Annotated in this window: 11 protein-coding genes; all 11 read left to right on the top strand. The window is 42.3% G+C overall.

Annotated elements, in window-relative coordinates:
- The first annotated feature begins 3 nt into the window (after positions 1–3).
- The 11 genes from nrfD to INQ51_RS18125 all read left to right on the top strand — a co-directional run bounded on the left by nrfD (position 4) and on the right by INQ51_RS18125 (position 15,145).
- Positions 4–1,392: an NrfD/PsrC family molybdoenzyme membrane anchor subunit gene (gene nrfD / locus INQ51_RS18075; RefSeq protein WP_233379358.1), complete on the top strand. Its 1,389-nt coding sequence runs from the start codon at positions 4–6 to the stop codon at positions 1,390–1,392.
- Complete coding sequence (locus tag INQ51_RS18080) at positions 1,385–1,882, top strand: DUF3341 domain-containing protein (RefSeq protein WP_233379359.1); 498 nt, start codon at positions 1,385–1,387, stop codon at positions 1,880–1,882. Before nrfD ends, INQ51_RS18080 begins: the two co-directional genes overlap by 8 nt.
- Positions 1,883–1,938: 56 nt before the next feature.
- A complete protein-coding gene (locus INQ51_RS18085) occupies positions 1,939–2,505 on the top strand; it encodes a c-type cytochrome (protein WP_233379360.1) in 567 nt (188 codons plus the stop codon).
- Between the two features lie 18 nt (positions 2,506–2,523).
- Positions 2,524–3,684: a hypothetical protein gene (locus INQ51_RS18090; protein ID WP_233379361.1), complete on the top strand. Its 1,161-nt coding sequence runs from the start codon at positions 2,524–2,526 to the stop codon at positions 3,682–3,684.
- A gap of 608 nt (positions 3,685–4,292) precedes the next feature.
- Positions 4,293–4,889: a hypothetical protein gene (locus tag INQ51_RS18095; RefSeq protein WP_233379362.1), complete on the top strand. Its 597-nt coding sequence runs from the start codon at positions 4,293–4,295 to the stop codon at positions 4,887–4,889.
- Positions 4,890–4,912: 23 nt separating this feature from the next.
- Positions 4,913–6,334 carry a flotillin family protein gene (locus INQ51_RS18100; RefSeq protein WP_233379363.1) on the top strand — a complete coding sequence of 474 codons (1,422 nt, stop codon included), beginning with the start codon at positions 4,913–4,915 and terminating at the stop codon, positions 6,332–6,334.
- Between the two features lie 311 nt (positions 6,335–6,645).
- Positions 6,646–7,248: an RNA polymerase sigma factor gene (locus tag INQ51_RS18105; protein WP_233379364.1), complete on the top strand. Its 603-nt coding sequence runs from the start codon at positions 6,646–6,648 to the stop codon at positions 7,246–7,248.
- Between the two features lie 70 nt (positions 7,249–7,318).
- A complete protein-coding gene (locus INQ51_RS18110) occupies positions 7,319–8,503 on the top strand; it encodes a FecR family protein (RefSeq protein WP_233379365.1) in 1,185 nt (394 codons plus the stop codon).
- A gap of 157 nt (positions 8,504–8,660) precedes the next feature.
- Positions 8,661–12,164: a SusC/RagA family TonB-linked outer membrane protein gene (locus tag INQ51_RS18115; protein WP_233379366.1), complete on the top strand. Its 3,504-nt coding sequence runs from the start codon at positions 8,661–8,663 to the stop codon at positions 12,162–12,164.
- A gap of 121 nt (positions 12,165–12,285) precedes the next feature.
- The gene (locus INQ51_RS18120) at positions 12,286–13,833 is read left to right on the top strand and encodes a RagB/SusD family nutrient uptake outer membrane protein (protein WP_233379367.1); all 1,548 of its coding nucleotides are present in this window, start codon (positions 12,286–12,288) and stop codon (positions 13,831–13,833) included.
- A 388-nt stretch (positions 13,834–14,221) separates the two neighbouring features.
- The gene (locus INQ51_RS18125; protein ID WP_233379368.1) at positions 14,222–15,145 is read left to right on the top strand and encodes an ABC transporter ATP-binding protein; all 924 of its coding nucleotides are present in this window, start codon (positions 14,222–14,224) and stop codon (positions 15,143–15,145) included.
- The last annotated feature ends 33 nt before the right edge of the window (positions 15,146–15,178 follow it).

Consider the following 15,178-nt stretch of genomic DNA (forward strand, 5'->3'; position numbering starts at 1 on the left):
CTTATGTATAATTCGAAGGTAAGAGGAAAACTGATCGAGGGCGATAAAAGCCTCGGGCAAATCTCGCAGGAGATCCTTGCCCCGATTCACAGAAAGAAGCCGCCACTCTGGTGGTATGCCGCCTTGCTGGTCAGTTTAAGTATGTTTGGTTTTGGACTGTATGCCAAATACGTTACGATTTCCACGGGGATTGGTACCTGGGGGGTGAATAACTCCATTGCCTGGGGATGGGCCATCATCAACTTTGTGTGGTGGATCGGTATCGGACATGCCGGAACAGCGTTCTCGATTTTCTTGCTGATCCTGCGCCAGAAATGGAGAACAGCCATTAACCGCGCCGCCGAAGCAATGACCGTAGTCGCTGTGTTTTGTGCGAGTTTATTTCCGTTGTTGCACATGGGACGGCCATGGTTGTTTTTCTGGATCTTTCCTTACCCGAATACCCGGGGCCCTCTCTGGGTGAACTTTAACTCACCGCTTTTCTGGGACTTTGTGGCGATTTCGGCTTACCTTCTTATCTCAGCCAGTTTCTGGTACTTTGGAATGGTGCCTGACTTTGCTACCATTCGCGACACCGCCAAATCGAAGGTCAAAAAAGCGGTTTACGGTTTCTTTTCTTTTGGCTGGACAGGCTCGAGCAAAGAGTGGCTGCGTTTCGAAGGACTGAGTTTCGTGCTGGGTGGTATCGCCGCGGTACTGGTGGTTTCGGTTCACTCGATCGTTTCTACCGACTTTGCGGTTTCCGTAAAACCCGGCTGGCATACAACTATCTTCCCGCCTTACTTTGTGGTGGGAGCTATTTTCTCGGGTTTTGCCATGGTTCTGACACTGGTAATTACCATGCGCGGCCTGTATAAAATGAACGATTTTATTACCGACTCACACGTTGATGCGGTTTGCCGTATCCTGATCTTTATTTCGCTGATCATGGGAACGGCTTATGTTACCGAGGTATTTATGGCCTGGTATTCTGCCAACGATTACGAGTTTTCGCTCTTTTTCAAAACCCGGTTATTCGGGGAATATGCTTTCCAGTTCTGGGCTATGTTTATTGCCAATGCGGTTATTCCGCAGTTGTTCTGGTTCAAGGCTGTTCGCCGCCGGATGTGGGTCGTGTTTGTTATCTCGATTATCATCAACATTGGTATGTGGTTCGAGCGTTTTAACATTGTGGTTACTTCGCTAAGCCGCGATTACCTGCCTTCTGCCTGGGCGTCGTATTCGCCTACCTGGGTGGAGATCGCCTTTTTCACCGGAACGATCGGTATGTTTATTACCGGGGTGTTACTGTTCTTCCGCTATATCCCGATGATCGCTATTTCGGAACTGAAATCGGTGGCTAAATTTGATAAACCCAACAACGGACAACTAAAATCTACCGGCCATGAGTAAGAAGTATATTTTGGGAGTTTTTAACGATGAAGCAACTTTGGTGGATGCTTTCGAAAAAATCAAAGCCAAAGGAATTTTACCGACTGAAGTGTATACTCCTTATCCGATTCACGAGATTTTGGAAGGAATGGGAAAGAAAACCCGGATCACTCACGCGGCTTTCTTCTACGGTTTGTTTGCTGCTGTCGGGATTCTGAGTTTCCTGACTTACGCAGCAGTGATCGACTGGCCGCTTCATTACGGCGGAAAGCCTTTTAACGCTTTCCCATCGTTTATTGTGGTAACCATTGTGGCAACTATCCTTTCGATCACCTTGCTTACGCTGTTTACTTTTTCCGCCAGGGCAAAGATATTTCCGGGAAAAAAAGCCGATATTTTTCATGAACGCGCTACGGATGACAAGTTTGTAATCGTGCTCGATCCTGAAAAACTGGGCGACAACGCTAAGGCAGTAGAGGAAATTATCAGGGAACACGGAGAAGTGGAGTAATGCAAAGATAAGTATGGAGACAAGGAGATATGAGTATTGAGACTAAATCAGATACAATGAATTTCATCAAAAAAACAAGGTTTTCTTTTGCCTTTTTACTTTTTGCTTTTGCCTTTACCTCGTGCGATTACGACCGCCGTGCTACGGGTTGGCAGTATTTCGATGATATGGTGGAATCATCAGCTTACGAAAGCTACACGCCTAATCCGAATTTTAAAGACGGGAAAACCATGCAGCCACCGGTGGCCGGGGCCATTCCTCGAGGGATGATGCCTTATCCTTATCAGAAAACGGATGAAGACCGTGCATTGGCAGCCCAGGCATTGGTAAACGCTGTTCCGCTGACCGAAGACAACCTGACGCGCGGTAAAAAGCAATACGATATTTATTGTGCACAGTGCCACGGCGAAAAGGGCGATGGACAGGGGCAGTTATTTGTACGAAAAAAATATACCTATCCGCCGGCCAGTTTGCTAAGCGAAAAGATGAGGGCCAACCCGGAGGCAGATATTTACCACGTAATTACTGTGGGGTATGGAATTATGGCAGAACACGGTTCGATGCTTTCGCCCGACGATCGCTGGAAGATTGCCATGTATATTAAAAACGAGTTACAGAAATAGTTTTCAAAATATCCGATTATGGAAGAGAGAGTTGTTCTTTCAAAGAAATTTAAATTACTCACGTATGTGCTCATCGGCATTGGCGTGCTTTCGTTTGCACTGGGCTTTGTGTTCGATGCCAAACGTACGTGGGCCAATTACCTGTTGAACAATTATTATTTCGTGTCGCTGGCAGTGGGGGCCGCCTTCTTTGGGGCTATCCAGTACATCACGCAGTCGGGCTGGTCGGCCATGTTTAAACGGGTGCCCGAAGCCCTGGCTTCCTATTTTCCTTACGCTGCCGGCTTTTTCGTGTTGATGTATTTCGGAATGCACTCGATTTATGAATGGACCCACGACGAAGTAGTTCAGCACGATCATCTGTTGCAGTTCAAATCGCCTTACCTGAACATTCCCTTCTTTTTTATCCGGGTGGTGGTATTTTTTGCGCTGTGGATAGTCATGTCGCGGCTGCTGCGCAAGCTTTCGTTACAGGAAGATGAGCACGGCGGTATGGAGTATTTCAAGAAATCGGAACGGTATTCCAAGATATTTATATTCATCATCGCCTTCTCATTCAGCTTGTTTGGAGTTGATATTCTGATGTCGCTCGAACCGCATTGGTACAGCACGCTGTTTGCCGGCAAAAGTTTTATTGCCGGGCTGTTGCATGCTTCGTCCATCATGGCGCTGATCGTGATCCTGCTCTCAAAACAAGGATATTACAAGCAGCTGAACGGAAGCCACCTTCACGACTTTACCCGTTATATTTTTATGGCGAGCATCGTTTGGGGCTATTTTAATTTTGCGGAATTCATGCTGATTTGGTATGGCAACATTCCCGAAGAAACCGTGTGGTTTGTAAAACGCTGGGAAGGAACTTACAAGATTCTGTTCTTTGTGAACATCATTCTCAACTGGGCCGTACCGTTCCTGGTTTTGATGCCCCGTAAATCTTCGCGCAGTAAAATGATCATCCTTCCGGTGGTACTGTTGCTGATCATCGGGCAATATACCGAGCTGTACTATATTATTTGGCCGGCAACGGTTCACGAAGCCAAATTTGGTTTGCTCGAAATCGGTACTTTCCTTGGCTATGCGGGCTTGTTTGCATGGGTAGTTGGAACTGCCCTGACAAAAGCTTCGCTGGTTCCCAAAAATCATCCGTACTTACAGGAAAGTATCCATCATCATTTTTAGAATTATTGGTTAAACAGAATAAACGTTTCATCACTGCGCATTCCGTTTTCGGGGTGCGCTTTTTGTTTTAAGGGAACTTCAATTTCTCTGTCAAGAGATACCTTCCATACACATCTTTTGGGGTGTCTGATTAATCGTAGATCAATGTTATTTCGTCCGGGACTACGAAGAGATATAAAAAAGCTTTCTTCGCCGGACGAAGGACTGAGTGCAAGTTTACCCGGTGCTTTGCGCCGGGTTATTTATATTCGACACTTTCAGTGTCAATTTTCGTCCTCACCCTGAAAGGGCGAAACAATAATAACCGTGGGTAAACGATTCGTGTGTACGTCAACAGACGGACGGACGGAGGGTGTAGCCCACGGCAGTTAATCCAGAACAACGACAGGCGCAATTTCATCGCTGTTCAGAGATTTGAAGCTCTTTGCGCCGCATAGCAAAAGTATCTTCGAACAATTTTCCTGAAAATATTAGTGTATAAAGTGGAGTTTTACGGAAGGAAGATGAGAACCTGTTATTGAACATATTTTAGCAAACCAGCACCCCAATTTTGTTGGAAAAAACTTCTGTTCGATTAAATTAGCTGAAAAACTACTAATTCTTTTCCCATGCTGTTAATTTCAATACTCCCGGATTGGTCGACAATGGAATTGTTCGAACGGATATTTTGGTACCTGGCCATTCCAACTACGCTTATTTTGATTCTGCTGATGGTGCTTTCCATCTTTGGCGGAGATACGGATACCGATGTCGACACCGACGTGGATGCCGACATTGCGGATGGCGATACCATTCCTTTCCAGTTTATATCGGTGAAAAACATTGTGGCTTTCTTTGCGGTTTTTGGCTGGTCCGGAATTGGCTTTATCAATGCCGGAATGGCGCCTTGGCTTGTCATTTTGCTGGCGGTTTTTTGTGGCCTGCTGATGATGTTGCTGATGGGAACGCTGTTTTACCTGATGTCGCGGCTGGCCGAGAATGGCACGTTGAAAATGAACAATGCCATTGGCAAACTGGGCGAGGTATATCTTCGTATTCCGGCCCAAAGAGGCGGGATGGGCAAAGTGCAGATCAGTGTTCAGGGATCGGTGCGCACGCTCGATGCCATTACCGACGATCTGGATACCATCTCTACCGCTGCCATTGTCCAGGTGATCGATGTGATCGACGACAGCATTCTGCTCGTTAAAAAACAAGGAAATTAAACACCCATAAAAACTAAAAATCAATGCAAGACTATTTTGTAATTCTAATCACCGTTGCCGCTTTTTTTCTTTTTGTAATTGTGGTGGCAATGATGAGGAGGTACAAACGATGCCCCTCCGACCGCATTCTGGTGGTGTATGGTAAAATTGGCAAAGGCTCCGACCGCGAATCACGTTCATCGAAGTGTATTCACGGGGGTGCTGCGTTTATCTGGCCCATCATTCATTCGTATGCATTTCTGGATTTAACACCTATTTCCATCGAAATCAACCTGACCAACGCACTGAGTAAGCAAAACATTCGTGTGGACGTGCCTTCCCGTTTTACGGTGGGTATTTCAACCGAACCCAATGTAATGAACAATGCTGCCGAGCGTTTGCTGGGTTTATCGCAAGACCTGATCAGCAACCTGGCAAAAGACATCATTTTTGGTCAGTTGCGTTTGGTCGTGGCTACCATGGAAATCGAAGAGATCAACAGTAATCGCGACCTGTTTCTGGCAGCGGTTTCGTCGAACGTGGAAGCGGAACTGAAAAAGATCGGTTTGAAACTGATCAACGTAAACGTAACCGACATCAACGACGAGTCGGGCTATATTGAAGCGCTGGGTAAAGAAGCTGCTGCAAAGGCCATCAACGACGCCAAGAAAAGTGTGGCGGAGAAAAACCGTGACGGGGAAATTGGACAGGCCATGGCACATCGCGAACAACGTGTGCAGGTGGCCAGTGCTGATGCTACCGCTGTGGAAGGGGAGAACCTGGCAAAAGTTACGATTGCCAACTCGGATGCCGATCGTCGGGAGAGGGAAGCCGAAGCGAACCGCCGTGCGGTGGCTGCCGAGAAAGTAACCGATGCCCAGGCGCTGCAGGAAGCCTATGCTGCCGAAAAACTGGCCGAGCAGGTGAGGGCCGAGAGAGACAAAGCTACACAGGTGGCCAACATTGTGGTTCCGGCCGAAATCGATAAACAAAAAGTGGAGATTGATGCCGAAGCCATAGCCGAACAAAAACGCCGGATCGCCAAAGGGGAAGCCGATGCGATTTACGTGAAAATGGCGGCAGAAGGAAAAGGTATTTACGAAATCCTGAGCAAACAGGCCGAAGGTTTTGAGAAACTGGTGAAAGCCGCCGGTGGCGATGCACAAAGTGCTGCCCTGATGATGATCACCGACAAATTGCCTGAACTGGTGAAAACACAGGTGGAAGCCATCAAGAACATTAAGATCGATAAAGTTACGGTTTGGGAAACCGGTAACGGCAAAGACGGTAAAACATCGACTGCCAACTTTATGCAGGGACTGCTGGGCTCTCTTCCTCCGCTCGACGATGTATTTAAATCGGCCGGGATGGAACTGCCCAATTATCTGAAAGGCACACCCGCGGAAGAAGCTGTTCCCGAAGAGGCTCCTGAAGTGAGCGACGAAACAGATTTTGATCCGAAATAACATCGGACGACGATACAACGCAAAACACCGGTTTTCTTTTTTTGAAGGCCGGTGTTTTTTTATGCCCCCAATAGAGTCTCGTATTAAATCTAAAAAAGGGGGGTAATGACATTGTCTTTAAGTATGTTGGAAAGTGTCCGGTTGTCAGGAATATAGAACATACTTAATTTAATCTTTTACAGTTATATCATTTTATCCCAATCTTTTGAGTTGAATCGTTAGGTTATATTGCAATTTGTGTTTTAAATTACACCATCTATTGTTCCTAAACTAAGTCATTTTGTATTTTTAGTGTCAATAAATTCATTTAATTGGGAGACAAAAGCGGAAAAAACAAGCTGGACTGGTTAGAAATCTGGATTGATTTTAAGTCAGGAGATAGGAGTGCTTTCGAAATTATTTACAGCACTTTTGTAGATCGTCTATATGCGTACGGAGCAAAAATGACAACTGATCAGGACGTTGTGAAAGATGCGATACAAGATTTGTTTATTGGGCTGTATAATTATTCTATTGATCTAAAAAAGCCAGAGTCTCTGGAATTTTATCTTATTAAATCATTGAACCGGATAATTATCTCTAGTCTCAATCGTCGCAAAAAATTAGGACAGATATCGGAGGCTGGACAGTATACATTTGATCTCAAATTTGACTTTGAAGAAGATTTTTTGCAAAAGGAAACAATCAGTCTGCAGGAAGAGTCAATCAAACAGATTTTACAAAAACTCGAGCCTCAAAAGCGAGAATTACTTTTTTTGAAATTTCATACAGGACTAAATAATAACGAAATAGCCAAAGTCCTGGACATAAAAGAGGAAACGGTAAAGAAACAGCTTTACCGTTTGTTACGGCAGTTGAGAAAGCAGTATGGATCTCGTTTGATCTATTGGGTTTTCAAAAAAAAAGTATTTTAATGTCCCCTATTCCCTCATTCGTTACTCTTATTAGTAAAGTCTAAATTTTAATAGTCGTTACTGAAATTATATGAAACTAATTGATCGGATAATTGACGATCCCTTGTTTTATCGTTGGGTATTTAACCCGGATGATTACACCAATCGAATTTGGGAGGATTTTATGAGGGAAAATCCTGATTATGCAGATGAAATAATCAATTTGAAGAATAGATTGAGTCAAATACAGATTGTAAACAAACAATTATTGCAGGAAGAGAAGGAACAACTTGCTCATAGTATTTTGTTAGAGACTATTGACAAAGCAACACCGAAAAAGGAAATGTGGTATGTCAAGTTTCTTCGTTATGCGGCAGTTATCTTATTCGCTTTTGGTTTTGGAGGAGTTGTGTCCTATTTCATCTTTCATGATTCTGAAATGCCTATTGTTCTGCCTGAGATGAATGTTCTTTCACAAATGGCGGGACCTATGTTAATTCTTCCCGAAGGAGAAAGTGTGCATTTGGGAGAGAAAGAATCCAGGATCGACTACTCAAATGAGGGGACAATTTTATTAAATGGAAATAGAGTTCTGAGGTCAGGAGACAATACAACTCCGAGCAAGATTAACCAGGTAGTAATTCCTTATGGCAACCGTTCTGAAATAACGTTAAACGACAGTACTGTGGTCTATCTGAATGCAGGTAGCCGTATGGTTTATCCTTCAACTTTTGAGGGGGACAATAGAGAAGTATATCTTTTTGGTGAAGCATTTTTTGATGTAGCTAAGGATACAAAACATCCTTTTGTTGTTCACACATCCGATATTTCGATCCGGGTTTTGGGGACTAAATTTAACATTAGCGCTTATCCTGAGGATAACGTAATTCAAACGGTACTGGAAGAAGGAGAAGTTTCAATTCGGCGGAAGGATGCGGGATTGTTTGAGCGCGATATTGTGTTGCATCCCAATGAACTGGCTTCTTATTCCCGGAAAGATAAAAATGTTCGGATTACTGAGGTAGATATTAGCTACTATACTCTTTGGAAAGACGGGGTTATTAAGTTTTCAAACAGTGATTTGAATCGGGTGTTAAAACACCTGGAAAGATATTATAATGTACAATTTAAGTTCGAGAACCCTTTTAACGCAGACATAAAAATTAGTGGGAAGTTAAGTTTAAAGGAAGAAAAGGAGGAAGTGTTTGAATACATTTCACGTGTCGCATTAATTGATATCGAATATGATAAGGGAAATCAATACGTAATAAAATAAAGAAACCGGAGAATGGTGGCACATTCTCCGGTTGTCGAAAGCTGTACTGTTTAATTAACAGTACATTAAGTGTAATAATTAATATAACAAACTTATGAAATTTATTTTAAACCATGGCTTCCCGAAAAGGTGTAGTCAGTTAAAAATCTGGTTAGTAATGCGATTAACTTTATTATTTACATTCGCCATGAGTTTCACTGCCATCGGGGCTGGTTATTCCCAGCCTGCAGGCATGAATTTCGATTTTCAGAACCGGAAGATCTCACAGATCATCCAGACAATTGAGAATCAAACGAGCTATGTTTTTCTTTATCGGGACTCTGATTTTGATGTAAGCAAAGAGCTGTCTTTTTCAGTTAAGGATGCTGACATTGCAAGTCTTATCAATGAGTTGATAAAAGGGCAAAATGTGAACTATGCCGTTTATGATCAACAAATACTTATTACCAAGAAAGTTCCGCTGGAAAAACAAGAAGAACAACAACCCCAAAAAATTACAGGTGTTGTATTAGACGTTTCCGGACAACCGGTTATCGGAGCTTCTGTTCTTGTAAAAGGAACAACACTTGGAACCGTTACTGATTTTAATGGAGAATTTAGCTTCACCGTTCCTGACGGAACTCAAACTTTGGTAGTTTCGTTCGTTGGGATGGAATCTCAGGAAATAATGCTGAATGGACAAACTACCCTAAGTGTAGTATTGTCTGAAAGTATGATCGGAATGGATGAGGTACTTATAGTTGCTTACGGTACCGCAAAAAAAGAGTCGCTTACTGGAGCAATATCCACTATTAGCGAGAAAAAAATTGAGCGGCGGCCCGTATCCAGCGTTGCCAGTGTTTTGGAAGGAAATGTTTCGGGAGTACAAATCAATAATACATATGGAGAGCCTGGATCTGATCCTACCATTCGAATCAGGGGGTTTAGCTCTGTTAATGGCTCTAATAGTCCGCTGTATGTAATCGATGGAGTGCCATTTGGAGGAAACATCTCGGATCTAAATCCGCAAGACATTGATAATATAAGTATTCTAAAAGATGCAGCTTCTTCAGCTTTGTATGGAAACCGCGCCTCGAATGGTGTAATACTTATTACTACGAAAAAAGGACGGGGGCATGGTGTATCCATGGATGTTAATATAAATCAAGGCGTATATACCAGGGGAATAAAAGAATATGAACGAGTTGGGAGCAATGATTTTATGGAAATAATGTGGAAAGGATACAGAAATTCATTGATGAGTGATCAACCAGAGGACTATCCTACCACCGAGCTTGCCAATCTGGAGGCTTCTTCAACATTAATTGATACATATCTTAAATACAATATTTACAACAAAGCCGACGATGCACTCTTCACTACAGATGGGAAATTGGTATCGGGGGCAAAAATACATCCCGGATATGATGACCTGGATTGGTATAAATATGTTGAACGTTTAGGGTACAGGCAAGATTATACAGTTAGTGGCCGGGGGGCAACCGATAAAAGCAATTATTTCTTTTCAGCCGGATACCTCGATGAAAAGGGGTATGTTAAATCATCTGATTTTAATAGGTTTACCGGGCGTGCCAATTTGAGTATAACTCCACGAAAATGGATCGAAACCGGTATTAATTTATCGGGATCTTATCAGGTGGCAAATAACACCTCGGGAAGCGCAAGTAGTTCAAGTTCTTTTGTAAACCCATTTTACATGGCAAGAAATATGGCTCCTATTTATCCCGTGTATTTTCATGACATGGCTACAGGCGAGTATATTTTAGATGACAGTGGTAATAAAATATATGACTCTGGTAGTGAGTATTCAAGGCCGCAAAGTCTTGACCGGCATCTTATTTGGGAAAATGAGCTGAATATGGATCGCACCTACAGGAGTACCTTGCAAGGAATGGCTTATATGGATATTAACTTCTTGAAAGATTTCAAATTTTCGGTAAAGGGTGATTTAAATGTTCGTGCTTCAGAAAATCAATCCTATGATAACGCGACCATTGGAAACGGAGCCGGTAATAATGGCCGTGCAAAACGGATATTTTACCGTTATAAAAACTATACCTTCCAGCAACAGTTAACTTGGGTAAAAGAATTTGGAGACCACAATGTAGATGTTTTTGCCGGACACGAAAACTACAATTATAATTATGCCTATACCTATGGCTATAAAACTACAGAAACATTTACAGGGGGACCCGAGTTGATAAATTTTACCGAGATTACAGCGCTTGACGGATATCAGAATAATTATCGTACTGAAAGCTATTTGTCACGTGTACGCTACAATTATGATAATAAATACTTTGGGGAATTGTCCTTCAGGAAAGATGGCTCATCACGTTTTTACAAGGATAAACGTTGGGGAGATTTCTGGTCGGTTGGCGCTAGCTGGTTAATTTCAAAAGAGCCATTTATGCTACCGTATGAAAATACTATAGATTACCTGAAACTGAGAGTGTCATACGGTGAAGTGGGTAATGATGCCAGTGTCGGATATTATGGTTACATGGCGCTTTATGAGATGGATCAGAATGCCAATTTGGGAGCTGTATATAAATCGCAGAATGAAGCTCTTGATATTAAATGGGAAACTTTGAGTTCTTTTGGTATTGCTTTGGAAGGTAACCTATTGAACCGTATGAATTTTTCAATTGAATATTTTGATAAACGATCAAACGATCTGTTGTTTGATGTAAACCTTCCACTTTCTGCTGGTGCAACTTCGGGCTCCAGCGCCGAGGCAACCATTTCAAAAAACATAGGCTCTGTTTCTAATCGCGGAGTGGAGTTTAGTTTTGATGCCGATTTGATAAAAAGTAAAAGTTTAACATGGAATGTTGGAGCCAGTGCAACTTTGTTAAAAAACAAAATTATTACACTGCCCGAAGAAAACAGAGAGAATGGTATCATTAGCGGAACAAAGAAATATATGGAAGGCCATGGCATTTATGATTTTTGGATGTACCAGTTTGTTGGGGTGGATCAAATGACTGGAAATTCGTTGTATCTGCCAAACCTGGAAGACTATACAATTGGAGTGGAGGAAGGCGAGAATGAAATTCCTGCCGAATACTTGGTGTTGATCAATGACGAATACTACACCACTTATACTACTTATGCTAAAAAAGATTGGAGCGGGAGCGCGATGCCTGATGTATTTGGAAATATTTCTACGTCATTAAATTATAAAAACTTCGACTTTTCGATACTTTGTACTTACTCAGTTGGAGGAAAAACGCTCGACTATTCTTATCAAAGTCTAATGTCAGTGAGTGCTACTCCCAGTGCAATTCATAAAGACGTATTGAATTCATGGGATGGTATTCCTGCCGGAATGACTGCAGATGCAGAGAACAGGATTTCCCCCAATGGAATACCTGTTATTGATTATTTCCTGAGTTCTAAAAACAATGCAACATCGAGTCGTTTTCTGCAAGATGCCTCTTATCTGGTTGTAAAAAATGTGGGAATAAATTATAACTTCCCGAAACACGTGACTAGTGCGCTGGATATCACTGGTTTATCTGTTGGGCTGTCAGTTGAGAATTTATTTACTTTCACTTCTTTGAAGGGAATGAATCCTCAGCAGTCATTTAGCGGAATTAATGACAATGCGTTTGTAACAGCACGGGTATTCTCTCTTGGAATTAATGTCAAGCTGTAATAATGCAAAAAATCAAAATATGGAAAGCATGGATCCGAAGAAATATAATCGCGTATCTCCGTTGGGTAAACGATATGCTAATTCCACATTATACCATAAACGAATCAATAATTTAAGTAAGATGAAAAAGATAAATTTATATATATGGTTGGTCTTCATCGTTTTTATATTGGGAGCATGCGCTGAAGATTATCTTGATACCAGACCAACAGCCGATACAGCCACATCTACAGTTTTTGAGACAACCGAAAACGCAGCTTTGGCTATTAACGGGCTGAACAAAATGATGACTACTCAGTATTTAGGATCACAGGGCTTTAATGGAGAGGGGACAATAAAAATGTATTTTGGGAACTATCCGGGAAATCATTTTTATGTCAATTTATCTGGTTGGTCAAATGTAATTAATGGAAACTACCACGATAACACTTCTTCCACTTATGATTATTATCCTTGGTATTACTATTACAAGTTAATAGGAAATGCCAATTCGATAATCGAATACATCGATGATGCAGAAGGAGCAGAAGCTGATCGTCAGTTTATAAAGGCCCAGGCATTGACACATCGTGCCTATAGTTTTTTAATGTTAGCTCAATTGTACTGCAAACGGTGGATGGATTCTCAAAATGGTGCCACAGACGGAATCGTACTTCGTACTGATTTATCGATCGGGGATATGGCTCTTTCAACCCTGGCAGAAACCTATAAACGTATTTATGACGACTTGGACGAGGCAATCTCGCTGTATACTGCGTCGGGCAACACCCGAGAATTTAATTACGATCCTGATATTAATGTAGCCTATGCCATTTATGCAAGAGCTGCTATTACCCGGCAGGATTATGGTACTGCAGGTACGATGGCCGCGAAAGCCCGTGACGGTTATCCACTTATGAGCAACAGTGACTATAAGGCGGGGTTTTATACCCCTACCACTGAATGGATCTGGAGCAGCTATGGAGCCCCTGATGAAACATTGTATTACTATTCCTATTTTGCCTACATTGCCTATAATTCAAACGCAAGCAACGTGCGTAACTATCCAAAATGCATTAGTAAAGAATTATATGATAAAATTCCCGGAACTGATATTCGTAAAGAAATGTTTTTAGATCCGGAAGATTATTCGTATTCTTCTACTACCGGGCAGGCTGGAAATGCGCTAAAAGCAGTAGCTTTTGAAAAATATCCAGATTTGTATTCAACAGCAAAAGCTTTTGCTTACATGCAGTTTAAAATTAAAGCTGAAGACCTTCCGGGAGTTGGAAATCTGAATCATTTTCGTTCTTCTGAGATGTACCTGATTGAAGCAGAAGCTGCTTATTTCTCTGAAAATGAAAATGGGGCAAGAAACGCTTTAAATGCATTAATCAGGGACTCCGAACGTGATCCCTCTTATGAATGCACTGCGGCTGGTGATAATTTACTTGAGGAGATCAAGTTTTATCGTGCAGTAGAATTATGGGGGGAAGGCTTTGATTGGTTCGATCTGAAAAGATGGGGCGACAGCATTGACAGAAAATCATATGACGATGGAGGAAATTTTTTATCTGTTTTGGCAGTTACTTATGGACCGGCTGATAGAAACGAATGGACGTGGAAGATTCCGTTAAAAGAGACTGAATACAACGATGCAATAAATAATGGATCCATTTCAGAGGAATGATTCTTAAAATATCCAGGTAGGAATTATTGAAGAGTAATAATACTATCTATCTTACATTCGAAAGCTTACTGTAGTTACAGTAAGCTTTCCTTTTTTGTCGTTGGTGAGTGTTACTATAATCCAATCCCAATGGGATTGTTTTTGTGATGTGGTAAACATCCCTGTAGACAATGTCCAATTCTAAAACAGTTGAATATACAAAACCACTTTATGAGCAACGAAATAAGGAAATGTTAAATAAGAACACTCGCACCTCAGCATTTGTCGGCTAAATTGCCCCGTTGACCGATAATTTTTTCAGAGATTGTTATTTTGCAGCTTTCTTTAATAATCTATACCAAAGCCGTAATTTGTACGGTAAAAGAAATACTATTCAATAAAAATCAATATGGAATTATTTGAAGCGCGGAATGTGGAGAAGGTGTTTGCCTCTACCAAAGCCCTGTCGGATGTAAGCATTTCGGTAAAAGAGCAAAGCATTTTTGGCTTGCTGGGGCCCAACGGTGCCGGGAAGACCACGCTAATCCGCATTATTAACCAGATTACCGCACCGGATAAGGGCGAGATATTTTTAGCCGGGCGAAAAATGACCCGCGCTGATATTTCGCAGATCGGGTACCTGCCCGAAGAACGGGGTTTGTACAAAAAAATGAAGATCGGCGACCAGGCCATTTACCTGGCACAATTGAAAGGGATGTCGCGCGGAGATGCGGTTCGCAACCTCAAAAAGTGGTTCGAAAAGTTCGACATTATGCCCTGGTGGAACAAAAAAGTGGAAGAGCTCTCGAAAGGGATGCAACAGAAAGTTCAGTTTGTAACCACGGTGGTGCATCAACCCAAACTACTGATTTTCGATGAGCCTTTCAGCGGCTTCGACCCCATTAACGCGAATCTTCTGAAAGAAGAAATCCTGAACCTTCGGAGCGAGGGGGCTACCATTATCTTTTCGACTCACAACATGGGCTCGGTGGAAGAATTGTGCGACAGCATTGCACTGATCAACAAATCGGTGAAGATCGAGGATGGTCCTACCGATGCGATCCGCGAAAAATACAAGTCGAACATTTTTGACGTACGCTACCGCGGACAATTTGCCGATGTGGAAAAAGTGCTGGGTGCTCAGTACGAGATCATCGGCCATGCTGAAACGGAGAAAGAGAACACCCTCAAAATCCAGTACCTGAACGGCAACTCAAACAACGACCTGTTGCAGGCCTTGATGCCGGTAGTGGAATTAAGTGCTTTTGAGGAGGTGATCCCAAGCATGAACGACGTGTTTATCAAAGCGGTTCAGAACGCCAACAAAAAGTGAGAAACGGTTTCGAATATTACCACTTCATGAAGT

Source organism: Maribellus sp. CM-23 (genome assembly GCF_021354595.1).
GTDB lineage: Bacteria > Bacteroidota > Bacteroidia > Bacteroidales > Prolixibacteraceae > Draconibacterium.